The sequence below is a fragment of the Campylobacter sp. RM9328 genome, assembly GCF_012978615.1.
The window spans coordinates 1-24,572 of the sequence record NZ_LIWF01000002.1 but is presented as its reverse complement, the minus strand read 5'-3'; the positions used below and the strand labels follow the sequence as shown (position 1 = coordinate 24,572).

The window sequence follows — 24,572 nt, the reverse complement described above, 5'->3', positions numbered from 1 at the left end:
GCCTTGTTTTAAACTTTTTTACCGATAGAAGTTTGTTTGATTCTGTGATTTTGTATAGGCACGATAAGTGTAGAAATAGCCCCACTTCTATCGGTTCTATTTTTGATACTTACTGTAGCTCCCAGTGCTTGAGCCGCACCTTTTGCCAAAAATAACCCAAGTCCGGCTCCGCCCTTATCGCCAAATCTCTTAAACGGAGCAAATAGATCCTTGCTCTCATCTATGCCGACGCCTTCATCGGTAACTTCGATTATAAAATTTGAGTTTACAACCTTTGAAGATATTGTTATTTTTGCTCCTGTTGGCGAAAATTTGATAGCATTTTGAACGAAATTTTGTATAACATGAGTTAGTAATGTTGTTTGAATTTTCATATTTAAAATTTTTGGCTCAAGATTTAAGATAACTTCTTTGCTTTCTTGATGAGCTAAAATTTTAAAGCCGTTTCCAAGCTTTTCTAAAAAACTAATAATATTAACATTTACAGGCTCTTCAAATTGTGCGCCCTCTTGTCGCCCGATCTCTAAGATAGAACTTATCATGGAATTCATGGTTTTTATGGCTTCGTTGTTTGATGCCAGTGCCTCTATATAACGCTCTTTGTCACGTTCTTTTAAAAGAGTAACTTCGTTTTTTGTTTTCATGACTGCCAGTGGTGTTTTTAGTTCATGTGCAACACCGACGAAAAGCTCCTTTTGGTATTTTACAAAGGTTTGTATCCTATTTATGAGTTTATTTATACTGTTTCCAAGCGGACAGAATTCTTCCGGAAGATGCTTAAAATCTATCTCTTTTAAAAATTTTTCATCAAGATTGGTTAGTTTTGTTGTTAGTATTTTTATTGGTACTAGCATCATTCTTGAAAGCAACAACGCATAAAAAAGCACCAGTAGTATCGCACTTGCGTTTACCATCATGATATCGATTAGAATTTGATCTACTATTTTACTTTGTAGGGTTGTATCTTTTTTAAGTATCATATACGAATCACTATCATAAGGGTAGTTTAACGTCATAAAAACATGAGTTTCCTCTTTTTGCATAGAGTAGTAAGGTTTTTGGTTTTTTTTGGTGTTAGTGTGTATGATTTGGACATTACTTAGCGTTTTATGCGGTATTTGAATGTCAAAATTTTTTAGATTATTTGGATTAAATTTCTCTTTGTTTTCAACTATGCTTTTTGCTTCAAAATTTAGATCCTGAACGGCAGTTTCAAAAATGGTTACCTTGATGTAGTAGTAGAGTATTACCGAGATAATTACAACTAGCATCATCGATGCGGATGCCAGTTGTAATATAAATCTAGTTCTTAAGCTTTTTTGGGAAAGCAAAATCTATATCCGCGTCTTCTTACTGTTTCGATAGTTGAGATATTTAAAGGTTTGTCCATTTTTTGGCGAATTTGGTTGATCGCAACTTCGATAACGTTTGGAGTAACTAGCTCAGGCTCTTCCCAGATAGCGTCAAGAAGTTGCTCTTTACTTACGATTTGATCAGAGTGACGAGCAAGATGTGTTAATACCTCAAAAGGTTTGCCTTTAAGCTCTATGTCGCGTCCTAGGTATGTTATCTTTTCTTCGTCAGGGTTAATGATAAGGTCGTCGATCTTAATGATATTTGTTCCGCCAAAGCGAAGTTTAGCTTCTATTCTAGCAACCAAAACATCAAAATCAAATGGCTTTCTTATGTAGTCATCAGCACCGGCACGAAGCGCTTTGATCTCGCTATCTTTGTCATCTTTTGCCGAAAGAACAACAACAGAAGTGCGAGGTGACTTGTGTTTGATAACATTTATTAAGTCTACGCCGTCTCCGTCTGGTAGCATCCAGTCTGTTAGCACTAGATCGTAATTTCTAATACCGATATAATACTCGGCATCTTTGAAATTTTCGGAGCTATCGGTTTGGTAACCAAACTCTTGTAGACCTTCCGCGATGGTCTTGTTTAGCGTTACCTCGTCTTCAACTATTAAAATTCTCATTTTAATTCCTTGTTTTAAAATTTAAGCGCGATTGTATCATAAATTAAGCAATTTTTCAAGATACTTTAATAAATTTTTAATAAATACTTTCTACTTTTGCGCCCACAAGGGCATTTTTTAAAATTTCTAGCTTTAAAATTTCTAAATTTAGACTTGTTAAATTGCTGAATTTTTGCTTTAAAGCAATTGAAATTTTTTCAACTGACTCTTCTACGCTTTGAAATTTATGCTCATTGTAAAAATTTTCAATGAAATTTATGATCTCAACATAGTCGATAAAACCATCGCTTGTAAAATTTGCATTTATGCGAATTTTTTGCGGCTTTACTCGTTCAAAATCAAGCATGCCGATTATGGTTTCAAACTCATAATCCTTAATCAAAGTCGTGATTTTTGTTGTCATATCACTTTTTTCTCTTCGCCGCAAATGAGGCGTTTGATATTTGGTGCGTGTTTATAGATCACGATAAAGGCGATAATTAATATCGGAGCATGTGAGTTTATCTCTAAATTTGGGTGCAAAATAAAGCTTGAGATAACAAGTGCAACAAGTGCTAGAAGTGATGCTAGAGAGCTTATTTTAAGTATTTTTCCAACGATAAACCAAACCGCAAGTGTTATTAAAAGCTCAAAATGTAGAAAAAACCCAAGCACCCCGGCTCCCGTTGCCACGCCTTTGCCGCCTTCAAATTTTAAAAACGGTGAAAAACAGTGTCCTATAACTGATAAAACTGCCATCGCCCAAAGAGTTTGCTCGCTAAGTCCGATCATTTTTGCGATGATTAATGGTAAAAGTCCTTTTAAAACATCAAAAACCACGGTTAAGACGGCTATTTTTTTGGCTTTTTTTGGCTCTTTTTCTTTTAGTACGCGTAAAACATTTGTAGCGCCTATACTTTTACTGCCAGAGTGCGTGATATTTACGTTGCAAAAAAGTTTGCAAAAAACGAGCCCAAAAGGTATCCCGCCTAGTATGTATGCTAGTAAATATGCTATTAAATTTTCATTCATGTCTTAACCTTGTTTAAATTTAAAAACCGAGATGATAATTAAAATTTGCTGATAATTTTATAAATCATCTCCACAAAAGAACGATTTTCTCGTCATAAATGTCACTTTTTTTAGGAGCAAGGGCGATGGTGTTTAGGGTGATATTTTTTATATCATAGCTATCTTTTAGTGCCTGGGCTTCGTTCGTGAAATTTTGGATCAACTCCTCGATCTTAGCATTTATCGCCTCAACACTCTCTTCGCCAAGTTTTACGTCGGTTCTGTTTTTTAAGACTTTGTTTGCACTTTTTACACTAGTGGCGATCTTACCGACACTGGTTTTTGTAACACCTCTTGAGCTTCCCAAAAATGCCCCAAGTAGGCTTGAGCCTATGTTAATTATCGCTTCAAGACCGCTCGCATTCATCTCTCGTTGCTCTTTTTCAAGCCTTGCGGTTGCCTTGCTTAAAGCATCTTCAAGCCTTGCTTGCTCTTTTTGAAATTTTTGTGTTAGATCAGCGGTTTTTTGCTCTAAAATTTCATTGCATTTATCGCTAAGTCTTACGTAAAACTCCTCTTTGCTTTCATCTGGGGTTGAATTTATCCCCATGGCTTCAAAGAGCTCTAGCTTGCGGTTTCTAAACACAAAGTCTTTAAAATCGCGTTCGAAATTTTTGAAATTTTTAGCGTTTTGGATGAAATTTGGCAGCTCCTTAAAGCTTGCATCGTCTTTTTTGCTTGTTAAACTTATATCTAAATCTTCCGATGCCTCTAGCCAGTTTATGGAATTTTGCGTTTCATCGAGTTCATAAAGATAGCTCACGTCTTTTGTTGTTTCGATACCTTTTTTGGCGTCAAAGTAGCGAATTTTAGCCTTTGCAAATAGACAAGGAGAGAGAAATTTGTTTTCGTTTAGAGCAAAAATTTGCTCTATCTCGTTTGATAAGACGGGTTTTGTTCCGCCTGTTTTTGCTAAATTTTTACTTATCTTATGTTGTAAATTTGTCTTTTTCTCGTTCATTAAATTTGAAATTTGATCGCGTGATAAAGGACCTTTTAGGTAGCTTAGCGCCCATCTTGTCGAGATGATATTTAGTCCGTCTTCGTTTATGTTTTTAACTAAAAAGTGCCTTTTGGCTAAATTTGATATGGTGTTTCCTATCTCGTTTTTATCAAGCGACGAGCCTGAGATTCCTATTAGGCCGTCGATCACCCTCGCTTTGTCTTGAGCTGTTTGAAGTCGCCCTATAAACCAAGTGCCGATATTTGATAAACCTTTATAGTCAAGATCGACAGGGTTTTGAGTGCTTAAAACACAGCCTATACCAAAGGCGCGGGCTTGTTTTAAGAGTGTAAGCATAGGTGTTTTTGACGGAGGATTGGAATTTGGCGGGAAAAATCCGAAAATTTCATCCATATAAAGTATGGCTCTAAGTGAGCTTGTGCCCTCTGTCGTGCGCATCCAGGCGATGACTTCGTTTAGTAGAAGCGTTACAAAAAACATTCGCTCTTCATCGCTTAAATGCGATATGGTAAAGATGTTGCATTTTGCTTTGCCGTTTGCATCAAAGAGCATTTTTGAAATATCAAGACGAACGCCTTCGCTCCAGCCTTTAAAGCTTGGGCTTGCTAAAAGTGCGTTTATCTTCATTGCTAGTTTCATGCGCTCGGCGCTTGGATAAAATGTTTCTATGTCAAAAACGCCGATTTTGCTAAATGAAGGAGAGGCGATAAAGCCGATAAGGTCTTCTATCGTTACATCTTTATCCTCTTTAAATTTACTCTCAAATATCTTTGCGATGAGTAGTTGCTCTTTTGAGCTCATGTCGTCATCTTTGATACCCACCAAAGATAATACCGAAGCCGTTAGCGAGTTTATATATGCACTAAAGCTCTCTTCGTCATCTATCTTTGGCGCATGAAAATCACTAAGTAAAGCTATGCCGACTCCGGCACTACTTTTTGGCGTGTATATCGTTATATCGGCACTTTCTTTGAGTGTTTTTACGCGTGAAATTTCTTGAAAACTGCTTTCTATGCCTTTACGCCAACTCTCAGCTTGAAGACTTGCTGATTCACTTATACTTATGCCCTTGTTTACGGCTTCATTTTCGTCGATATATGGGACAAAGTCATCGCTTGTTAAATTTTCAAATGTCAAAGCAAGGTTTGTCATATCGCCTTTTGGGTCGATTATGATCGAAGGAATATTATCTATACAAGCCTCTTCAAGAAGTGTTATGCCAAGACCTGTTTTACCACTTCCCGTCATACCGATAATGGCTGCATGAGTGGTTAAATCCTTGTTTTTATAAAAAAACGGCTCTTTATCTTTAAGACCTAGATAAAATAGCTTTAAATTTTCTTGTATGCTTTTCATGTTTTGCCTTATTTATATAGATCCATATGGGCTTTTAGCTCCTCTAGCGTTTCTTCTACACGTGCGGTTGTAAATTCGTGCACTATGTCGCTACTTTGATCTTGTGGTATTTGTAAGCAATAGCGAATACAACCCTTATAAGCTAGCTCTGTTATCAGGATCGGCTTTATCGATACGTTGTAAATTTTGTTTGTTTTTGGCATTAAAAGCTCAAAATTTGCCTCCAAACTATCACCTTGCCTAAAATCGCCGATATTTGAGCTAAGGACACTAAGACCGCCGTCTGAAATATCATATAAATTTCCGCCAAGCTGTGAAATTTGGTTTTTGAGTGTGACTTTTGTAAAGCGATTTGGATGGACGCGCTGATGTTTTCTTAGGTTTGCATTCATCTTTGATATGCGGGTAAAATTTGCCAGTGTTACCGTTTTATTTATAGTGCTAAAATCAACGATGTCAGCTTTTATGTGTTGTGGGAAAAATTCATTTGGCAATATAAATCCGCTTCCTTCTTGTTTCATGGCCAGAATTTGCATGACATCCACGCCAAAAACAACGCTATCTTCGTGAACTTTTAAAATTTCGGCCTCGTTTTTGATATTAACACCGTCATATAAATTTAGAAATTCCGGTTTTTTGTTTGCATTTTTCATGCGAGAAAGTGTGTCTATGGTATTTTCAAAAAAGAAAAAACTTGTGTTTAAATTTGGAACATCATATGTTAGCTCTTTTGCTGTGCTTAGCTTGCTAAGGGTTTGTTTTATTCGCTCGATGGCGTTTACAAAAAAGCCTACGTAGTTTTGGACATTTGGTAGTTTATTGAAATTTAAAACAAGACCTAACATAGCGAAATTTATGTAGTTTTCTCGTATTTTTTCATCTTTGATTATCTCGCTAAGTTCGTCATAAAGCTTGTTTGCATCCGGGCGTAGAAGCAAAAGCGAGTCAAAGATATCCTCAAATATCGCCTGCTCTCTCTCTCGTGATATAAAGATGTTTTCGTGTTTGCAAAATTCTATACTAGTATGTATGAAGTGGTTTTTAAGTGTTAAAATGCTCTCTTCACAAGCAATCACAAGCTCTTGCCTTCCTTTAAACTCCATGTGATTCTCCGTGGTTAAATTTAATGATGGATTATATCATATCGGGGTTTGTTTTTTGCAAAATTAAAAATTTATAATTTTAGTTGAAGAAAGTGTTAAAGAGGTCAAGTGACCTCTTTGTTTAAATTTTATAGTTTGTCGGCATTTGAGCCAAGGTAGTTAGCAACGCCTTCTGTGCTAGGCTTCATGCCTGCGTCGCCCTTGTTCCAACCTGCTGGGCAAACTTCGCCGTGCTCGTTGGTAAATAGCATTGTATCAACCATTCTTACCATCTCATCGATGTTTCTACCAAGTGGAAGATCGTTAACTACCGCGTGGCGAACTGTGCCGTCTTTGTCTATCAAGAATGAACCGCGTAGAGCAACGCCTGCTTCTTCGATCAATACGTCAAAACCGCGTGAAATAGCGTGGTTTGTATCAGCAACGATAGGGAAGCGAACTTGACCTATGCCGCCTTTGTTTACCGGAGTTTCTTTCCATGCAAAGTGTGAGAATTGGTTGTCTGTTGAAACTGCGATAACTTCGATACCGCGAGCTTTGAACTCATCATATCTTTTATCAAATGCAATTATTTCGCTTGGGCAAACAAACGTAAAGTCCATTGGATAGAAAAATACTACCGCGCCTTTTTCGCCGATATTTTTATATAGGTTGAAATCATTTACAATTTGATTATTTCCTAAAACTGCCGCAGCTGTAAAATCAGGTGCTTTTTTTGTAACTATCATTTTTTCTCCTAATAATAAATTTTATTAATAGCGAAATTATATCGTTCAAAGATTAATAATCATTAAATGGTAAAAAATAAATTTATATGTCTATTTACTTAATAAACAATTAAAGAAAATACTTAAATTCTGTTTTTGAAATTTGTTATAAATGTTATTAAGTACAATTAAATTTCAAAAAATTTTAAACATAAGGAGGTGGTGCAATGAGGTATCTAAGAAGTCTTGCGGGCAAAATTTCCGTTGCTTTAGCTGTTTTGTTGATGATTTCTATGATGGTTTTTAATTTACGAGTAAGATCGTCTTTGGAGAGTGAGATAAAAAAGGATGTCGAAAGGACTATAGAGCAAAGCGTAGCGATGGCGATGCACGCCATTATGGTTTTTAAAGAGGATAATGAAAAAAATGCAAAAATCTCATTTAATGTTTTAAAAGACAGTCTTGGAAAGATAAGTATAGATAGCCAAAATATCTCGTTTATGGATGGTAAAGCAGTGCCGACTCTTTATGCAAGCGACACTAAAATAAATCTAAATTTTGCAATGATGGATAGATACACAAATGCCACCGGCGCAGTAGCTACAGTGTTTGCAAAGGTTGGAGATGATTTTTTGAGAATTTCTACCTCGGTTAAAAAAGAGGACGGAAGTAGGGCGCTTGGGACATTTTTGACAAAACAAAACCCGGCTTATGAGCCTATAATGCAAAAACAAGGATATATAGGAACGGCCATGCTTTTTGGTAGAAATTACACGACGATCTATGAGCCAATCCTTGATGACAGTAAAAATTTGATAGGTATTTTATTTATCGGATATGATTTTACGGAGGGACTTAGCTCGTTAAAGAGCGCGATCTCCCAGATGAAGCTCGGTAAAAACGGGTATTTTTCTATATTAAATTTAAAAACTCAAAAATTTGATATAGACCCAACTCGTGAAGGCAAAAGCATAAGAGAAAATTCGTCATTTGATTTAGATACGGTTTTAAAAGATAAAAGCGGACTTGTGCATATAAAAGATAAGGGTGTAGAAAAGATAATGGCGTTTGAGAGATTTGAGCCGTTTGAGTGGGTTCTTGTAGGAAGTGCGGTTACAAGCGATTATCTAACTCCGCAAAAAGAGGTGCAAAAGGATATTTATATAGCAAGTGCTGCTATGATAGTTCTAATGATACTTATGAGCTCGCTTCTAATAAGACAAATCATATCACACCCTATCAATCAAATGGCACAAAATATGCAAAATTTAGCCTCAAAAGATGGTGATCTAACAAGAAAAATGCCAATAAAAGGCGATGATGAGATCGCCAACGTAAGCAAAGAGGTAAATAAATTTATAGAAAAAATCAGACTTATGGTAATTGAGATAAAAGGACTCTCAAGCGAGAATTTATCTACCTCACAAGAGCTTTCAAGTAGCGCGATAAGCACGGGAAGCCGTGTAGAAAACGGTGCACTCTTACTAAACAGCACAACCAAAGATGCGATGTTAATACAGCAAAATTTAAAAGAGTCTGTAAAAGATGGTGAAAACGGCAAGACCGAGCTTTTTAAATCAAATTTATATATAAGCGAAGCAAACAACTCTATCCTACGACTAAACGAGGAAGTGCAAAAGAGTGTCGAGGTGGAGACCGAATTTGCCAATAAACTTTCAAGACTTGTTACGGATACCGAAAATATCAAGCAAGTGCTAACGGTTATCGAAGAGATAGCCGAGCAGACAAATTTGCTTGCCTTAAACGCTGCTATAGAAGCCGCACGTGCCGGTGAACATGGACGCGGTTTTGCCGTAGTTGCCGATGAGGTTAGGAAGCTTGCCGAAAAGACGCAAAAGTCATTAAATGAGATAAATGTAACACTAAAAATCATAGTGCAATCAACCACTCAATCAAGCGAAGCAATGAACGAAAATGCGAAAAATATTCAAAATATAGCAAATTTATCCGCAAATGTAGAGGAGAAGATAACTCAAATGGCAAATTCTATGCAATACGCCATAGGGGTTACCGATAATTTTATATGTAATTACGCTGAGGTCGCTAAGCAGATAAATTTAATGATAGAAAATATCACAAAAACAAATGCCCTTTCAGGCGAAAACGCAAGAGCCGTAGAGGAAATAGGTGCCGCGGCAAAACATTTGCAAGATATGGGCGCAATGCTTGACGGCAAGGTTTCACAGTTTAAGGTTTAAATCGATATTTACGGTGTTTAGTTCCTGAGTAAAATTTCAGGGACTAAGCTTTTGATTAAAATATATGAAAGCTATCTAAAGGTTAAATTTGTGTAACGCTTTTTAAGCGTTAAGATCGCAGTAGTTTTTGCCACCGAATTTTAGTATTGCAGAACCCCATGTGAACCCGCCACCAAATGCGTCAAGCAGTAACACAGAGCCGTTTTTGATACGACCGTCTTCATATGCGTCGTTTATCGCCATCGGAATAGAAGCCGAGCTTGTATTGCCGTATTTTGCGACAGTTAAAACGCACTGTTCATCTGTAAAATTTAGGCGTTGTTTTACCGCTTCGATTATGCGGATATTTGCTTGATGAGGTATAAAAAAGTCTATTTGATCGCTAGTTAGGTTGTTTTTTTCTAGTATGTCAAGAACGCTTTTTGTAAGAGTTTGAACAGCTATTTTAAAAACTTCATTACCTGCCATATGTATGAAATTTAGTTTTTTATCAAGAGTTTCTTTGCTTGCAGGAAAAGCGCTTCCACATCCTGGGGTGATTAAAAGCTCTCCCTGAGTTCCGTCGCTTGCTGTGTGAACATTTAAAATTTCATTTTCATCGCTTGCGCTAACAACAGCCGCACCGGCTCCGTCTCCAAAAAGTATGCAAGTGCTTCTATCTGTATAATCAACCACGGAGCTTAACTTCTCTGCGCCGATGATTAAGACATTTTTTTTAGCACCGCTTTCTACAAGGGACTTTGCTATCTCAAGTAGATATATAAAACCCGTGCAAGCGGCACTTATGTCAAAAGCGGTTATTCCGTGAGGAAGAGACAAATTTGCTGCTATCTTACATGCTGTTGAAGGCATACAAAGATGATCAGGGCTTATGGTGGCGCAAATTATAGCATCTATCTGTTCTTTTTTAAGCCCAGAACGCTTAATGGCTAACTCGCCTGCCTTTGTGCCAATATCGCTTGTGATCTCATCTTTTGCTATACGCCTTTCTTTAATGCCCGTGCGCTTTACTATCCATTCGTCACTTGTTTCAACCATTTTTTCTAAATCAAAATTTGATAGAACGTGACTTGGAGTATAGGCTGCGATTGATATTAAAGAGGCTTTTGGCATTTGTTACCTTACGAAATTTGAGAGTTCTTCTTCTATTGTTTTATTAATGTCTGAATTTGCAAAATTTATAGCTTGGAAAACAGCGTTTTTGATAGCTTTCGCGTTGCTTTTTCCATGACTAATTATAACACAGCCGTTTACGCCTATAAGTGGTGCACCGCCGTATTCATCATAGCTAACTTGTTTTTTAAGCTTTTTAAAGACTTTTTTCATTAGCACAGAGCCTGCAATCGCCAAAGGTGATTTAGTGATCTGTTTTTTTATGATTTTTCCGATCGCATCCGCGACACCTTCGCTGGTTTTTAACAAAATATTTCCTATAAAACCATCACAAACCACCACATCGACGCTTCCGTCAAAAACTTGGTTACCCTCGACATTGCCGACAAAGCTGTCAAGTCTTGAAATAAGGCTAAAAGCTTCTTTGCTTACCTCATTTCCCTTACTTGCTTCTTCGCCATTAGACAAAAGTCCTACGCGTGGAGTTTCTCTGTTTAAAATTTGCTTTGAGTAAACTTCCCCCATAACGGCAAATTGAAAAAGGTGTTCGCTTTTACAATCAACATTTGCTCCGACATCAAGCACTAAAGTAGTAGTGTCTTTTGAATTTGGCATGAGAGTTGCTATTGCCGGTCTTGCGACATTTTTAAGTCTGCCGACACGCAAAGTAGCTAAACTCATAGTTGCACCACTGTGGCCGGCTGATACAACAGCGTCTACTTCTTTGTTTCTAAGCAGTTCTATCGACTTGTATATCGTGCTATCTTTACGTTTTAAAGCATCAGTTGCACCGTCTGACATAGAAACGACTTCGTTTGCTTCGACAAATGTTATGTTTTTTAATAAATGAGTTGGAATAAGAGGTTTTATGGCATTGCTATCTCCTACAAGCACGGCAGAGAAATTTGTGTCTTTTAAAGCCTCGACTACACCTGTAACTATAGGTTCGGGGCCGAAATCCCCGCCCATGGCATCAATAGCAATGCGTATCATATTTTAGTATTCACCTGTTGTTTTGTTTATACGGTGTGGCATTTTCCATGAACCGTCTTTATCTTTAACAGGTATTGGAAGTGTCACTTTGTAGTGTGTTCTGCGTTTTGCTGCACGTGTGTGGCTAACTCTTCGCTTTGGTACTGCCATTTTATTCTCCTTTATAAATTTTTACAATTTTTACAATAAAAATAGTCGCTCTTAAATGCTTCTATTTCGCTTTTTAAAATTTCTTCTAAATCAATCTGATGATCAAAAAACTCTATCGCATCGCTTAATTCGTTTTCGGGGTCGGTGTATACTCCATCGCTAACGATAAGACCTACGTTTTCATTTATGGCTAACGAGATGTCAGCTCCGCATCTATCGCAGTTATGCGCTGTGCTTCCACTGATATTTCCTAAACATTTTACGTTTTTGTGATCTATTCTTTTTAAATGTCCTTTGAAATTTAGCTCTTCACTTTTGATTTCAAAGTCTACATTTTGATTTGCAACTTTTGCAAATGCTATCTTCAAATTTATACCTCTTGCTTAGCAAATTTCTCTTGCAGCAAAGAAGAAATTTATCTCATTTATAGCGTTCTCAAGGCTATCGCTTCCGTGAACGGCATTTGCATCTATGCTATCTGCAAAGTCTGCTCTGATGGTTCCGGCTGCTGCTTCTTTAGGGTTTGTAGCACCCATTAGTTCGCGGTTTTTAGCTACTGCATTTTCACCTTCAAGAACCATAACAACAACAGGTCCGCTAACCATAAAATCAACTAAATCGTTAAAGAATGGTCTTTCACTGTGAACTGCGTAAAATGCTTTTGCATCGCATTTGCTTAGTCTGATTTTTTTCATTGCCGCGATTCTTAGTCCGTTGCTTTCAAATCTATCGACGATCTTGCCTATAACATTTTTTTTGACTGCGTCTGGTTTGATTATAGAAAGTGTTCTTTGCATTTAAATTTCCTTAAAGTATTTCGTAATAAAGTCGGCAATTATATCAAAAAAATTCTAAAAAACAAAATAGACCCATAGAATGGGCCTAAATTTATGCTATAACCGGGCTATGACCATCTCTAAGATCTGCGCCGATCTCACTACGAGATGGTTGACCAGCATAAGGAGCATCCCAAACTATGCAGCCGTCTGTTGGACAGGCTGAAGCACAGGCTGGTTCATCATTGTGTCCTACACATTCAACGCATTTATCGGCGTATACGTAGTATGTATCCTCTCCTGTTGGGTTATCTGAGTCATCTACGATCGCATTTACTGGGCATTCGTCTATGCATGAGCCACAACTTATGCAAATATCTGTAATTTTTACTGCCATTTTCTTCTCCTTTTGGGTTGATTTTTCAGCGTTAGAGTATCAAAAAAAACTGAAATTGATATAAAGTTTATTTTTGACAAATCAAGAATTTAGGTGCGAGTTACATTATACTACAAAGTTAGATATTTTAATAAATAAAGGTAAAAGTCCGAAAATGTCGGTTCGGACTTTTAAGGTGTGTTAAATTTATATGCTAAGATCAAATACCGCTTTTGCTATAAATAATGTAGTAAAGGTGATTAAGGCTACACCTATTAAATTTAGCCAAATTCCCGTTCTTATCATCGAGCTAAGTTTGACATAGCCAGAGCCGTATGCGATGGCGTTTGGAGGAGTGGCTACAGGCATCATAAATGCGCAAGTAGCAGCAAGTGCGACAGGTATAGTAAATATCATGACATTTGTGCCAGTATATCCAAGCCCTATACTAACTCCTGCGATAACAGGTAAAAATGCAGCTGCTGTTGCCGTGTTTGATGTGATCTCGGTTAAGAAAATCACGAGTGCGGTTACGATCAAGATAATAAGAGCTATCGGCATAACGCCAAGAGCAGAGACTTGATGCCCTATCCAAAGCGAAAGACCGGTGTTGCTAAATTGAGCCGATAGTGATAAGCCTCCGCCAAAAAGTATAAGTATATCCCAAGGAAGCCTCTTGGCACTATCCCAGTCGACCAGCCTCTCTCCGCTTTTATTTGCAGGTATGATAAAAAGTAGTATGGCTGTGCTCATGGCAATGATCGCATCAATGCTTGCTAGCTTGACTCCAAAGCCTTTTAGCACAAAACCAAGTCCTATCCAACTAGTTGCTGCTAATAAAAATACAACCCCTACTAAAATTTCAGGTCTGCTTATCTTACCAAGCTTTTTAAGCTCATTTTTTATAACAGCCTTGCCGTTTGGTATCTCGCTAATTTCGGGTTTAAATAAAACACAGGTTAAAACAAACCAGCACACAAAAAGCATGATAATGCTTAGCGGAACACCTACTAACATCCACTCAAAAAAGCCTATTTCTATATTAAATTCATTCTTCATATATGCTACAAGTAGGGTGTTTGGAGGAGTGCCTATGATAGTTCCCATAGAGCCTATAGATGCCGAGTAGGCGATACCTAGCATAAGAGATATCCCGAAATTTGAGCTATAAGCCGTTGTTTTGTCTTTTATCTCTTTTACTATATCTCTACCTTTATGAAAGGCTGTATTAACAACGCCTCCTTGTGTGCCTTTGATAGAAAATTCATCGATATTTCTCATATCATCTTCTATAGAGACGGTATTGTTTTTGTTAGTTAGGGTGTTTACAAGGTGAAGGACGCTAAGGCCAACAGGAAGCATCATTATGGCGGTGGCTGTGTTGCTTACCCACATGGATAAAAAGCCGGTCGCTATCATAAATCCGCCGACTAGTTTTCTAGGGCTTGTTCCAACTAACGATACTATGCCAAGGGCTATTCTGGTATGCAAATTCCATTTTTGCATAGCAAGTGCTAAAACAAAACCACCCATAAAAAGATAGATAGTATCGGAAGCATAAGGAGCAGCCACGGCTCTAAAACTATCTACGCCAAATATTGGAAAAAGCACCATAGGAAGCAAAGCCGTAGCAGGAAGTGCGATGGCTTCAGTCATCCACCAAACCGCCATTAATGTAGCGATAGCTGCAACTGCAGGCATGGCATCTACTTTTAAGACTTTGCCGTTTGCTGCCGCCGTTGCTATCTCTCCTGCATTACCGGGCATGATGTTATAAACGATAAATGCAAAAACAATACCGCAAATAAGCCCTATGAGCTCGACTCTGTTGGTTCGTCTATCGATAGGAATATTTGGATTTGACATGATAAAACCTTGTTGTAATTTTTATTTTATATTATCAAATAAATAGCTTACATTGTATGTTTAGATTTAAATTTTTAAAATATTTTTAATAAAATGACAACAAACGTAACATGAAAATATTAATAGAGATGATGTATAATGGTAAATTCAAAAAAATTAGGCGGTAAATATGCAAAACCACAATATCATAAAAATAACAGGTGCAAGAGAGCATAATTTAAAAAATATAAATCTTGAAATTCCAAAAAATTCACTTACTGTTTTTACCGGACTTTCCGGCTCCGGTAAATCAACTTTAGCATTTGACACGCTTTATGCTGAGGGTCAAAGACGATATATCGAAAGTCTTTCAAGCTATGCTAGGCAGTTTTTAGATCGAGTAGGAAAACCCGATGTAGATAAGATAGAGGGTCTTACTCCGGCTATCGCGATAGATCAAAAAACAACATCTAAAAACCCACGCTCAACAGTAGGAACGATAACTGAAATTTATGACTATCTAAGGCTTTTATATGCAAGAATAGGCACTCAGCACTGCCATAAATGCGGTAAACCGATATCAAAAATGAGTGCGCAAGATATTATCAATGAAATTTCAAAGCTTCCAAATGGTGCAAAAGTTGTGCTTTATGCTCCGCTTGTGCGAGAAAAAAAGGGAACATGGGCCGATCTTATCGAAAATTTAAGACAAAAGGGTTTTGTTAGAGCGCAGATCGATGGAGTAACGGTAAGACTTGATGAGGAAATAGAGCTTTCAAAGACCAAAAAACACACGATAAAAGTCGTCATCGACCGCCTTGTCGTAAGTGATGAAAACTCCACTCGTTTGGCGCAAGACGTGGAAAAGGCACTAAATGAGAGTTATGGCGAAGTTGAGGTTGAAATTTTAAATTCCGATGAGCTTGGCATAAATGATAAATTTGTGCATTATAGCGAGCATTTGGCTTGTTTTGATTGTAAAATTTCATTTACTCCACTTGAACCTTTGAGCTTTAGTTTTAACTCTCCAAAGGGTGCATGCGAGAGTTGCGACGGTCTTGGCATAAGATACAGTCTTGATATGAGTAAGGTTATAAGCGAGGATAAGAGCATAGAAGGCGGTGCTATAAAGCTGCTTTACGGCTATAACATGAGTTATTATTATAAATTTTTACTGGCTTTTTGTGAACAAAACAACATCAATGTCAAAAAGCCGTTTTATGAGCTAAGCGAGGATGAGCGTAGACTTGTCTTGTATGGTAATGCAAATGAGGTTGAGTTTTTGTGGAAAAGACATAAGCTTAGTCGTAAATTTGAAGGAGCTGTAGCCATAAGCTATAATCTTCTTAAAGACTATAAAGACTTTGATGAATACATGAGCGAAAAGCGCTGCTCTGATTGTGGTGGTCATAGACTAAGACCTCAAAGTTTAGCTGTAAGGGTAGCAGGATGTGGGCTTGGTGAAATTTTAGATATGAGTATAGAAAATTGTGTAGCATTTTTTACAAACGAGGATAAATTTAAATATCTTGGCGAACAAGAAAAAGTCATAGCTGCCCCCATCTTAAAAGAGATAAGCGAAAGGCTATTTTTCTTAAATGATGTTGGACTTGGCTATCTAAGTCTTGGCCGTGACGCTAGAACCATAAGCGGCGGCGAGGCACAAAGAATTCGTATCGCAAGTCAGATAGGAAGCGGTTTAAGCGGAGTCATGTATGTGCTTGATGAGCCTAGTATCGGTTTGCACGAAAGAGATACGATAAAACTTATAAAAACTCTTAGAAATTTACAGCTAAAAGGCAACTCGGTAATCGTAGTCGAACACGATAAAAAGACCATCGAGCAAGCTGACTTTGTGGTTGATATCGGTCCTGGAGCTGGGAAATTTGGCGGGGAGGTGATATTTGCGGGAAGCGTTGATAAATTACTAAGCTCAAACACAACTACCGCCCAGTATCTAAACGGTGATAAGAGTATAGACTATCAGCAAAACAGAAAGCAAGAAAAATGGCTTGAAATTTCAAATGTAAATATCAACAACATCTCAAATTTAAGCGTAAAATTTCCGCTTAAAAATTTAGTTGGCATAACAGGTGTTAGCGGTTCTGGTAAAAGTTCATTGATACTTCAAACTCTACTTCCTGAGGCTCAAGAACAGCTAAACCGTGCTAAAAAAGTTAAAAAAGTAGCCGGTGTAAATTTAAGCGGACTTGAAAATTTAGATAAGGTCATATATCTTGATCAAAGCCCGATAGGGCGCACCCCGCGTTCAAATCCGGCAACATATACCGGAGTTATGGACGAGATAAGAAATTTATTTGCCCAAACGAAAGAGGCGAAATTAAGAGGATATAAGATCGGGCGATTTAGCTTTAACGTAAAAGGTGGAAGATGTGAAAAGTGCCAAGGCGACGGCGAGATAAAGATAGAGATGCATTTTTTGCCTGATGTAATGGTTGTTTGCGACGCGTGTAACGGCACAAGGTATAACGCGCAAACGCTTGAAATTTTATACAAAGGTAAGTCTATATCAGATGTTTTAAACATGAGTATAGACGAGGCGTTGGAATTTTTTAAAGCCGTCCCTAAAATTTATGCCAAACTTAAGACAATAGCCGATGTTGGACTTGGATATATCACGCTTGGTCAAAATGCTACAACTCTAAGCGGTGGTGAAGCTCAGCGTGTGAAATTAGCAAAAGAGTTAAGTAGAAGCGATACAGGAAATACCCTGTATATACTTGATGAGCCGACGACGGGGTTACACTTTGCCGATGTTGATAGGCTGACTAGGGTGCTTCATCATCTGGTTGAGCTTGGAAATTCTGTTTTTGTAATAGAGCATAATTTAGATGTTATAAAAAATTGCGACTACCTTGTAGACATGGGTCCGGAAGGTGGTGCAAAAGGCGGTAAAGTCATAGCCGCGGGAAGTGTAAAAGATGTCGCTAAAAATTACAAAAAAACGCTTTCATACACAGGCATGTTCTTGTCTGAAGAGCTTAAAAATATGAAATCACATAAGGAGAAAAAGTAAAATTTATTTTAAAATTTTTGCTTTATTTTATGGCTTGTGTTGAGGCGATAAATATGCAAAATTTATATAAATATGGTTTTACTAAACAAGTGTTTCAAAAGGTCAAATTTAATATAAATAAAATCGTATTTTGACTTTTTGCTCTTTGAAATTTTAAAAAATATAGTATGATTTAGATTACAAATTTAACTTAGGGGCATTGATGCAGCAGAAACATTTCGAAGTAGTTATAGTTGGCGCAGGTATCAGCGGGACGGCACTGTTTTATGAGTTAGCGGCTTTTACGGACATAAAACGAGTGGCCCTTTTGGAAAAATATGAAGGAGTAGCTACTCTAAACTCAAACGGCAGATGTAACTCGCAGACGATTCATTGTGGTGACATCGAGACGAACTACACACTAGAAAAAGCAAAACGGGTCAATAAAGTAGCAAAAATGCCGATAAAATACGGTCTAAAATACGGCTATGAGGGCAAATTTATGTTTTCTCATCAAAAGATGGTTTTGGCCGTTGGCGACGAAGAGGTGCAAAAACTTACGGCAAGATACGGTGAATTTAAAGAAGTGTTTCCTTATCTTGAGCTTTATTCTAAAGAGGACTTAAAGCAGATAGAGCCAAATGTTGTATTTGACATAAATGCCAATCCCCGCTCCGAAAATATAGTGGCTATGGGCACAAAAGAAGGTCAATACACAACGGTTGACTTTGGTGCGATGTCTGACTCTCTCGTAAAAAACGCTCAAAAAATAGGCGGAGACGGTTATGAGCTAAGTCTAAATTGCAATGTCCTTGATATAAAAAAAGTTGGCGATACGTTTTATCTAAAAACAAGCGACAGCCAGTCGATTAGTGCTGATTATGTTGTGGTTGATGCGGGTGCTCACTCGCTCTATCTTGCTCATAAAATGGGCTATGGAATGCACCTTAGCACGCTGCCGGTGGCGGGAAGTTTTTACTTTGCAAAGAAAAATTTTCTAAAAGGCAAGGTTTATATGATGCAAAATGACAAGTTGCCTTTTGCTGCGCTTCACGGAGATCCGGACATCCTTGCAAACGGCAATACCCGCTTTGGACCTACTGCTCTTGTCATGCCAAAGCTTGAGAGATATCATGGAAATTCAAGCTTTTTTGAATTTTTAAGTGCTTTGAAATTTGACAGAAATGTGCTTGAAGTTTTTGTAAATTTAATGAAAGATGAAGACATTCGCTCTTATGTTTTAAGAAATTTCTTGTTTGAGATCCCTTTTATAAATAAAAAAGAATTTGTTAAAGATGCCCGTAAAATCGTGCCTAGCTTAAGAGAGGATGATCTTTTTTATGCTAAAAATTTTGGAGGTGTAAGACCTCAAGTTGTGGATAGGCTTAATAAAAAGCTTGATCTTGGCGAGGGCAGGATAAGCACAAATGACGGCATAAGCTTTAACATGACGCCAAGTCCGGGAGCTACAAGTTGTTTTGAGACGGCTCGTGTTGATTTGGAACAGATCTGTAAATTTTTAAATAAAAATTTTGATAAAGAGAAATTTAAAGAGGAATTTTTGGACTAATTGCTTTTTAAAATTTTAACACACAAAACGGCTAATCCACTAAATTTTTAGTGGATAGCTTTAAATTTATCCTGATCATAAAAGTCTAAATGAGATCGGAATGTTTATGTAATAATCCGCGCCAAGCATCGGAAAGTCCTTACTCGCACGCTTTACGTTGTTTATAGCTCCCTCGTCAAGACTTGCATATCCTGAACTTTTGGCTATCTTTATCTCGTCTACCGAACCGTTTTTTCGTATGAGAAATTTTACTTCTGCGACACCTTGTTGGCGCATTTTCTTTGCATTTTTGGGATATCGCTGGTTTTTTACTATCGCATCAACTATCTTTTTAAACTCTTCGCTGCCTGCAGAGTTTGATAAATTTAGCTCAGCTATTTTTGCAATCGGAGCTGCTGCTTGAACGGCATTAGTCGTCGGTAAATTGTTTGGATTAGCCACGTTAGCGGGAGGTGTATTTTGTGTTAGGGTAGGTTGCAAAGGGGCGATCTCTTTTGGTTTTTCTATCTTTTTCTCAACCTTTTTTCTTTCCATCTTTTTTGGTTGAGGTTTTATCTCTTTTATCGGTTGGATAGGCTTTGGCTTTTCTGCCTCTTTTGGCGGTAACACAGGAGCAGGAGGAGTGGGCTCTGGTATCATAACCTCAGGTGCTATCTGTGGAGCGCTTGAAATTTCAACTGTTGATGTCGGGACGTTAAACGAGTGTAAGTTTATCTTTATGGATTTGTTTTCGGCAGGTTTTATCTGCTCAAAAGGGTGATGGAGTAAAAATACGACAAAAAATGCGTGAACCAAAGCGGATACAGTAAATCCGCTAAAATTTGAGAATTTATTTAGTGATAGTTGTGATTGCAAAGTTTTCATGTTGTTTTTCTTTTAAAATATCAATAACCTTGACGAAAGTGTCAAATTTAGACTCTTTGTCACTTCTAAGTTCGATGAGCATTTTAGGGTCGACATTGCTAAGCTTGTCTTTAAGCTCTTCGTCATAAACCTCTGTTTCATCGATAAAAATCTTATTATCTTTATCAATAACTATACTCACTTTTTTATCGCCTTTCTCTTGTTTTGCGCTATTTGAACTAGGCAGATCTATAGGGATATTTCCCTGTGCTATAAATGTCGAGATACTAAGCACAATGGCAAGCAAAACAAGCATAATATCGATAAAAGGAACGATATTTAGCCCGTCTTTTCTATTTAAGCGCATTGTATGCCTTATAGCGGTTTAGTATGACATCGACCTTTCTTACAAAGCCGTTGTAGATCATGAGCGTAGGTATCGCTACTAGCAGGCCAAATGCCGTTGCCTTAAGTGCCAAAGAAAGACCTATCATAATACTTTTTGTATCGATCCCTCCTGCCATACCCATGTCGTAAAATGTTATCATGATACCGCCAACCGTGCCTAAAAGCCCGATATAAGGAGCGTTTGAATACACAATATAAAGTGTTGTTAAATTTTTAGTAAGTGCTTCTTCGAGCGTTTCTATGGCTTTAAATTGCGTTATATCGACTTTTGCGTAATAAATCATGCGCTCAATGCTATACCAAATAACAAAAAAGCTCATAAAGCCTAAAATCCCTATAATAATGTAGTCGAGGTTGCCTTTTAATAATTCCATAAATTTCTCTTCTGCCTTTAAATTTTTTCGCGAGTATTATATCTATTTTGATAATTAATGTCAAATAATTATCAAAATTATATGTAAAATGAAAATTGTCGGATTAAATTTTTAAATCAAAAATATTTCTTAGTTTTAAATCTAAAATTTGATATGATTTACAAAATTTTTAAAGGTTTAAAATGGCTAGAAATTACATTTGCGTATTTGACTGCGAGACGATACCTGATGTTTCGCTTTTAAGGCGCATTTATGGATATAGGGGAGATGACATGAGTGTGTGTCAGCAGGCATTTAGTGCGCAAAAAGCCGCAAGCGGAAGTGAGTTTTTGCCTGTGATGTTTCATAAAACGGTGGCTATATCTGCGGTTATGACTGATGAATATGGTAAATTTTTGCGCGTAAATACTATGGAAGGAGCAAATGAGAGAGAAATTTTGGCCAAATTTATCAAATTTATAAACGAGTATAATCCACGCATAGTTAGCTTTAACGGAAGGGGGTTTGATCTTCCTATGATCATGGTAAGGGCGATGAAATATAACTTAAGTGCACCTGCGTATTTTGAGAGCGAAAACCGTGAGCTAAATAAAAATAAATGGGAAAACTACAGAAGTAGATACGACGGTAAATTTCATCTTGATTTGCTTGATCATATTAGTGATTTTGGTTCAGTTAGAGGTCTAAAGCTAGACACACTTTGTGCTTCGTTAAATTTACCTGGCAAATACGATGTGCACGGCGATCAAGTCACCGAACTCTTTTTTAGCGGCGAGATAGCGAAGATAAACGAATATTGTGAATCAGACGTACTAAACACATACTGGCTGTTTTTAAAATACGAGCTTTTGCGTGGAAATTTAACGTCAGAAGACTATGCTAGCTACCTAAATGTGATGAGTGAATTTTTACTAAAAGAGCGTCCTAAAATGAGTTATACGGATGTTTTCTGTGATGCGGTAGAGAGCGAAATTTTAAGACTTGAGGGCAAGAGCGAGTATGAAGAGGAATTTCAAGAGCACTTTGAAGATGAAAATTTTGAAGACGAAGACCTTGAGCGGATCGAACCTAAAGAGCTTGATGAACATCTGGCAAAAGTCGGACTTGATGGGATCTTGCAAAAAGGTGCGGTAAATTTAAAAAACAAAAAACGTGAAAATTTAGAATCAAACGAGCAATTACCTGAGATAAATTTAGATGATGAGTAAAGGAAAAAATATGAAAATTTTAGTAACTGGAACGGCTGGATTTATCGGCTTTCACCTAGCAAATGCGCTAGCAAAACGCGGTGATGAGGTTGTTGGATATGACAATATAAACGACTACTACGACGTAAATTTAAAACTAGCGCGTCTTAAAAATGCCGGTTTTGACGTGAGTGAGATAGAGGAAAGAAAGCTAATTACCTCAAAAACAAATGCAAATTTAAAATTTATAAAAGCAGATCTAGCCGATAAAGAGGTGCTTGAAAATTTATTTAAAGAGTATAAATTTGACTGCGTGGTAAATCTAGCCGCACAAGCTGGAGTTCGCTACTCGCTTATCAATCCACAAGCTTATATAGATAGCAATATCACGGGCTTTTTAAATATTTTAGAGTGCTGTCGCCACAACAAAACGGCAAACTTGGTTTACGCAAGCTCAAGCTCGGTTTACGGGCTAAATGAGAATATGCCGTTTTCTACTCACGAAGCGGTAAATCACCCGATAAGCCTATATGCGGCGACAAAAAAGAGCAACGAGATGATGGCGCATACTTACAGCCACCTCTTTGGTGTTTCGACTACGGGTCTACGCTTTTTCACCGTTTATGGCCCTTGGGGCAGACCTGATATGGCGCTATTTTTATTTACTGAAGCCGCACTTAAGGGCAAGAGCATAGACGTATTTAACCACGGCAAGATGAAGCGCGACTTTACCTACGTGGATGATATCGTAAAAGGTATCATAAAATGCGTGGACAACCCAGCTAAGCCAAACCCAAAATGGAACGCGAAAGCTCCTGATCCAGCGACTTCGTCAGCACCATTTAAGGTCTATAATATAGGCAACAACAGTCCAGTCGAGCTGATGGACTACATAAAGGCGGTTGAGATAAGGATAGGGCGCGAGATAGAGAAAAATTTCATGCCACTTCAGGCTGGCGACGTGCCTGCGACATTTGCTGACGTGAGTGATCTTGTGGAGGACTTTGACTATAAGCCAAATACAAGCGTAAATGACGGTGTGGCGAGATTTGTCGAGTGGTATAGTGAGTTTTACGGAGTTAAAATTTAGCGCATGAAGAGGCTCTTTGCTTTATTTTTGGTGTTTGTAGCGAGTTGTTTTGCTAAAGAGCCAATGCTCCTTAAAGTCTATAAGGGCGATGAAAATTTAAGCACATGGATGATGAGTGAGAAGCTTGACGGTGTGCGTGGAATTTGGAATGGCAATACCTTAAAAAGCAGGGCAAATTTAGCCATATCCACACCCAAATCCTGGCTGTCATGCTTCCCAAATTTTAGCCTTGACGGTGAAATTTACAGTCGCTCTCTTGACTTTGAACGCATAACTTCTATCGTAAACAGTAGCCAAGACAAGGGCTGGAGCGAGTTAGAGTATCATGTCTTTGATCTACCAAATGAAGATGGCAGTCTTATACAAAGACTTGAAATTTTAAGGAATTACCTAGATAAAAATCCTTGCCCGCAAATAAAAATCATAGAGCAACTACCAGCCATCTCGCACGAAAATGTAGTAAAATTTCTTGATAAGGTAACCTTAAATGGCGGCGAGGGTGTTGTCGTGCGCGATCCAAACGCTAGCTATCAAAGTGGCAGAAGCGATAAAATTTTAAAACTCAAGAAATTTTTAGACGATGAGTGCGAGGTTATAAAGATAAATGCGGGTAGGGGTAAATTTCAAGGATTTATGGGAAGCCTTACTTGTAGAAATTTAAAAGATGCTGCGACTTTTAAGATAGGCTCGGGCTTTAGTGATAAAATGCGTAAAAATCCACCTGCAATAGGCACGATAATAACTTATAAATATCAAAATTTAACCAAAAACGGGCTGCCGAGATTTCCTGTGTTTTTAAGGATTAGAGAGGGGCATTAAGCAGAGCGCTCTTCGTGATCATGTTATTTGTATTGTACCTAGGTACAATAGACGCAAGCTACTTGTTTTGTTATAATCTAGTCAAAATAAAAGTAAAACACTAAGGAAAATACCATGGCAGCGCAAGTTGGAGTAGTAAAGCAGATTATCGGTAGCGTCGTAGCAGTTGATGAAAATGGCAAAGAAAGAGCACTAAATGTTGGCGATGCGATCTTTTTAGGTGAGACGGTAAAGACGCAAGGTGGCGACTCTAGAGCTGTTTTATCCATGGATAATGGCGAAAATATAGAGATATTAGAAAATGATACGGTGGCTATAGATCAAAGCACTGCAAGCAGTGAGAGTTTTGGCGCCGATGCGATAGCCGAGCTTTCGGACTTGCAAAAGGCGATCTTGGCAGGCGAAAGTCTAGATGACTTAGAGGAAACCGCCGCAGGTGTTGTAGGCGGCAACAACAGTGGCACAGCTCAGCTTAACGAGTCGTATTTTACCGAGGGCGGTCATGAAAGCAATATCTACGCTGATAGTGATAGAAGTTTAGATGAGGTCTTAAGCGGACTTAGCTTAAACAACCCTATTGGATCGATCGGTACTATGTCAGACGCAAGCGACAATACTGACAACTCAAGTTT

The 24,572-nt window shown here is 37.8% G+C and carries 23 protein-coding genes and 2 pseudogenes; 8 read left to right on the top strand and 17 right to left on the bottom strand.

Annotated elements, in window-relative coordinates:
• Window positions 1-8: 8 nt before the first annotated feature.
• The 7 genes from CCAL9328_RS01675 to CCAL9328_RS01645 form a co-directional block, all read right to left on the bottom strand.
• Window positions 9-1,271, bottom strand: coding sequence for a sensor histidine kinase (locus tag CCAL9328_RS01675; protein WP_169972037.1), 1,263 nt, complete (start codon window positions 1,269-1,271; stop codon window positions 9-11).
• A 38-nt stretch (window positions 1,272-1,309) separates the two neighbouring features.
• Window positions 1,310-1,981: a homeostatic response regulator transcription factor HsrA gene (gene hsrA / locus CCAL9328_RS01670; RefSeq protein WP_169936645.1), complete on the bottom strand. Its 672-nt coding sequence runs from the start codon at window positions 1,979-1,981 to the stop codon at window positions 1,310-1,312.
• A 76-nt stretch (window positions 1,982-2,057) separates the two neighbouring features.
• Window positions 2,058-2,384: a dihydroneopterin aldolase gene (locus CCAL9328_RS01665; RefSeq protein ID WP_169936643.1), complete on the bottom strand. Its 327-nt coding sequence runs from the start codon at window positions 2,382-2,384 to the stop codon at window positions 2,058-2,060.
• Entirely contained in the window at window positions 2,381-2,992 is a 612-nt protein-coding gene (plsY, locus tag CCAL9328_RS01660; protein ID WP_169971956.1) for a glycerol-3-phosphate 1-O-acyltransferase PlsY, read from the bottom strand. The genes CCAL9328_RS01665 and plsY overlap by 4 nt, the downstream gene beginning before the upstream one ends.
• Window positions 2,993-3,056: 64 nt before the next feature.
• Complete coding sequence (locus CCAL9328_RS01655) at window positions 3,057-5,351, bottom strand: ATP-binding protein (protein WP_169936639.1); 2,295 nt, start codon at window positions 5,349-5,351, stop codon at window positions 3,057-3,059.
• Window positions 5,352-5,359: 8 nt separating this feature from the next.
• Window positions 5,360-6,454, bottom strand: coding sequence for a PilZ domain-containing protein (locus tag CCAL9328_RS01650; protein ID WP_169936637.1), 1,095 nt, complete (start codon window positions 6,452-6,454; stop codon window positions 5,360-5,362).
• 128 nt (window positions 6,455-6,582) lie between these two features.
• Complete coding sequence (locus tag CCAL9328_RS01645; RefSeq protein WP_169936635.1) at window positions 6,583-7,182, bottom strand: peroxiredoxin; 600 nt, start codon at window positions 7,180-7,182, stop codon at window positions 6,583-6,585.
• Window positions 7,183-7,388: 206 nt separating this feature from the next.
• Between CCAL9328_RS01645 and CCAL9328_RS11325 the strand changes: the two are divergent.
• Window positions 7,389-8,522, top strand: a pseudogene (locus CCAL9328_RS11325) (Cache 3/Cache 2 fusion domain-containing protein); the annotation flags it as partial.
• A gap of 339 nt (window positions 8,523-8,861) precedes the next feature.
• Window positions 8,862-9,380: pseudogene (locus tag CCAL9328_RS11320) on the top strand (methyl-accepting chemotaxis protein); the annotation flags it as partial.
• 102 nt (window positions 9,381-9,482) lie between these two features.
• On the opposite strand, the gene CCAL9328_RS01635 reads toward CCAL9328_RS11320, so the two are convergent.
• From CCAL9328_RS01635 to CCAL9328_RS01605, 7 genes are all read right to left on the bottom strand, one after another.
• Window positions 9,483-10,493, bottom strand: a complete 1,011-nt coding sequence (locus tag CCAL9328_RS01635) for a beta-ketoacyl-ACP synthase III (protein ID WP_169936631.1) — start codon at window positions 10,491-10,493, stop codon at window positions 9,483-9,485.
• A gap of 3 nt (window positions 10,494-10,496) precedes the next feature.
• Window positions 10,497-11,486: a phosphate acyltransferase PlsX gene (plsX, locus tag CCAL9328_RS01630; RefSeq protein ID WP_169999861.1), complete on the bottom strand. Its 990-nt coding sequence runs from the start codon at window positions 11,484-11,486 to the stop codon at window positions 10,497-10,499.
• A 3-nt stretch (window positions 11,487-11,489) separates the two neighbouring features.
• On the bottom strand, window positions 11,490-11,636 hold the full coding sequence (gene rpmF, locus CCAL9328_RS01625) for a 50S ribosomal protein L32 (protein ID WP_069633196.1): 147 nt from the start codon (window positions 11,634-11,636) through the stop codon (window positions 11,490-11,492).
• Window positions 11,637-11,647: 11 nt separating this feature from the next.
• Entirely contained in the window at window positions 11,648-12,004 is a 357-nt protein-coding gene (locus CCAL9328_RS01620) for a DUF177 domain-containing protein (RefSeq protein ID WP_169999860.1), read from the bottom strand.
• A gap of 15 nt (window positions 12,005-12,019) precedes the next feature.
• Window positions 12,020-12,433, bottom strand: a complete 414-nt coding sequence (gene ndk / locus CCAL9328_RS01615) for a nucleoside-diphosphate kinase (protein WP_169999859.1) — start codon at window positions 12,431-12,433, stop codon at window positions 12,020-12,022.
• A gap of 91 nt (window positions 12,434-12,524) precedes the next feature.
• Window positions 12,525-12,809, bottom strand: coding sequence for a DUF362 domain-containing protein (locus CCAL9328_RS01610; protein ID WP_169936623.1), 285 nt, complete (start codon window positions 12,807-12,809; stop codon window positions 12,525-12,527).
• 186 nt (window positions 12,810-12,995) lie between these two features.
• A complete protein-coding gene (locus CCAL9328_RS01605; protein WP_169999858.1) occupies window positions 12,996-14,654 on the bottom strand; it encodes a DASS family sodium-coupled anion symporter in 1,659 nt (552 codons plus the stop codon).
• Between the two features lie 169 nt (window positions 14,655-14,823).
• On the opposite strand from CCAL9328_RS01605, the gene uvrA reads away from it, so the two are divergent.
• Both uvrA and CCAL9328_RS01595 read left to right on the top strand, forming a co-directional pair.
• Window positions 14,824-17,670, top strand: coding sequence for an excinuclease ABC subunit UvrA (gene uvrA, locus CCAL9328_RS01600; RefSeq protein WP_169999857.1), 2,847 nt, complete (start codon window positions 14,824-14,826; stop codon window positions 17,668-17,670).
• A 202-nt stretch (window positions 17,671-17,872) separates the two neighbouring features.
• A complete protein-coding gene (locus CCAL9328_RS01595; RefSeq protein ID WP_169971949.1) occupies window positions 17,873-19,219 on the top strand; it encodes an FAD-dependent oxidoreductase in 1,347 nt (448 codons plus the stop codon).
• Between the two features lie 75 nt (window positions 19,220-19,294).
• Here the strand turns inward: CCAL9328_RS01595 and CCAL9328_RS01590 are convergent, their stop codons facing one another.
• Genes CCAL9328_RS01590 through exbB form a run of 3 tightly spaced genes read right to left on the bottom strand, consistent with a single transcriptional unit; the run spans window position 19,295 to window position 20,844 of the window.
• The gene (locus tag CCAL9328_RS01590; protein WP_228026605.1) at window positions 19,295-20,083 is read right to left on the bottom strand and encodes an energy transducer TonB; all 789 of its coding nucleotides are present in this window, start codon (window positions 20,081-20,083) and stop codon (window positions 19,295-19,297) included.
• Window positions 20,049-20,429 (bottom strand): TonB system transport protein ExbD, encoded by a 381-nt coding sequence (gene exbD, locus CCAL9328_RS01585; RefSeq protein ID WP_169971948.1) that lies wholly within the window; start codon window positions 20,427-20,429, stop codon window positions 20,049-20,051. Before exbD ends, CCAL9328_RS01590 begins: the two co-directional genes overlap by 35 nt.
• Window positions 20,416-20,844, bottom strand: a complete 429-nt coding sequence (exbB, locus tag CCAL9328_RS01580; protein WP_169936612.1) for a TonB-system energizer ExbB — start codon at window positions 20,842-20,844, stop codon at window positions 20,416-20,418. Before exbB ends, exbD begins: the two co-directional genes overlap by 14 nt.
• A 182-nt stretch (window positions 20,845-21,026) precedes the next feature.
• Between exbB and CCAL9328_RS01575 the strand changes: the two genes are divergently transcribed.
• From CCAL9328_RS01575 to CCAL9328_RS01560, 4 genes are all read left to right on the top strand, one after another.
• Window positions 21,027-22,052: a 3'-5' exonuclease gene (locus CCAL9328_RS01575; protein ID WP_169999856.1), complete on the top strand. Its 1,026-nt coding sequence runs from the start codon at window positions 21,027-21,029 to the stop codon at window positions 22,050-22,052.
• 10 nt (window positions 22,053-22,062) lie between these two features.
• A complete protein-coding gene (locus CCAL9328_RS01570) occupies window positions 22,063-23,121 on the top strand; it encodes an NAD-dependent epimerase (protein ID WP_169999855.1) in 1,059 nt (352 codons plus the stop codon).
• A 3-nt stretch (window positions 23,122-23,124) separates the two neighbouring features.
• On the top strand, window positions 23,125-23,940 hold the full coding sequence (locus tag CCAL9328_RS01565) for a DNA ligase (RefSeq protein ID WP_169999854.1): 816 nt from the start codon (window positions 23,125-23,127) through the stop codon (window positions 23,938-23,940).
• A gap of 114 nt (window positions 23,941-24,054) precedes the next feature.
• The coding region (locus tag CCAL9328_RS01560; RefSeq protein WP_169999853.1) for a retention module-containing protein at window positions 24,055-24,572 on the top strand (518 nt) is incomplete at its 3' end.

Coding starts and splice junctions, on each gene's coding strand:
- CCAL9328_RS01565 (WP_169999854.1), top strand. CDS start 23,125: ATGAAGAGGCTCTTTGCTTTATTTTTGGTGTTTGTAGCGAGTTGTTTT.
- CCAL9328_RS01575 (WP_169999856.1), top strand. CDS start 21,027: ATGGCTAGAAATTACATTTGCGTATTTGACTGCGAGACGATACCTGAT.
- hsrA (WP_169936645.1), bottom strand. CDS start 1,981: ATGAGAATTTTAATAGTTGAAGACGAGGTAACGCTAAACAAGACCATC.
- rpmF (WP_069633196.1), bottom strand. CDS start 11,636: ATGGCAGTACCAAAGCGAAGAGTTAGCCACACACGTGCAGCAAAACGC.
- CCAL9328_RS01570 (WP_169999855.1), top strand. CDS start 22,063: ATGAAAATTTTAGTAACTGGAACGGCTGGATTTATCGGCTTTCACCTA.
- CCAL9328_RS01590 (WP_228026605.1), bottom strand. CDS start 20,083: ATGAAAACTTTGCAATCACAACTATCACTAAATAAATTCTCAAATTTT.
- CCAL9328_RS01655 (WP_169936639.1), bottom strand. CDS start 5,351: ATGAAAAGCATACAAGAAAATTTAAAGCTATTTTATCTAGGTCTTAAA.
- CCAL9328_RS01645 (WP_169936635.1), bottom strand. CDS start 7,182: ATGATAGTTACAAAAAAAGCACCTGATTTTACAGCTGCGGCAGTTTTA.
- CCAL9328_RS01595 (WP_169971949.1), top strand. CDS start 17,873: ATGCAGCAGAAACATTTCGAAGTAGTTATAGTTGGCGCAGGTATCAGC.
- exbB (WP_169936612.1), bottom strand. CDS start 20,844: ATGGAATTATTAAAAGGCAACCTCGACTACATTATTATAGGGATTTTA.
- ndk (WP_169999859.1), bottom strand. CDS start 12,433: ATGCAAAGAACACTTTCTATAATCAAACCAGACGCAGTCAAAAAAAAT.
- CCAL9328_RS01650 (WP_169936637.1), bottom strand. CDS start 6,454: ATGGAGTTTAAAGGAAGGCAAGAGCTTGTGATTGCTTGTGAAGAGAGC.
- exbD (WP_169971948.1), bottom strand. CDS start 20,429: ATGCGCTTAAATAGAAAAGACGGGCTAAATATCGTTCCTTTTATCGAT.
- uvrA (WP_169999857.1), top strand. CDS start 14,824: ATGCAAAACCACAATATCATAAAAATAACAGGTGCAAGAGAGCATAAT.
- CCAL9328_RS01675 (WP_169972037.1), bottom strand. CDS start 1,271: ATGCTAGTTGTAATTATCTCGGTAATACTCTACTACTACATCAAGGTA.
- CCAL9328_RS01665 (WP_169936643.1), bottom strand. CDS start 2,384: ATGACAACAAAAATCACGACTTTGATTAAGGATTATGAGTTTGAAACC.
- CCAL9328_RS01610 (WP_169936623.1), bottom strand. CDS start 12,809: ATGGCAGTAAAAATTACAGATATTTGCATAAGTTGTGGCTCATGCATA.
- plsY (WP_169971956.1), bottom strand. CDS start 2,992: ATGAATGAAAATTTAATAGCATATTTACTAGCATACATACTAGGCGGG.
- plsX (WP_169999861.1), bottom strand. CDS start 11,486: ATGATACGCATTGCTATTGATGCCATGGGCGGGGATTTCGGCCCCGAA.
- CCAL9328_RS01605 (WP_169999858.1), bottom strand. CDS start 14,654: ATGTCAAATCCAAATATTCCTATCGATAGACGAACCAACAGAGTCGAG.
- CCAL9328_RS01635 (WP_169936631.1), bottom strand. CDS start 10,493: ATGCCAAAAGCCTCTTTAATATCAATCGCAGCCTATACTCCAAGTCAC.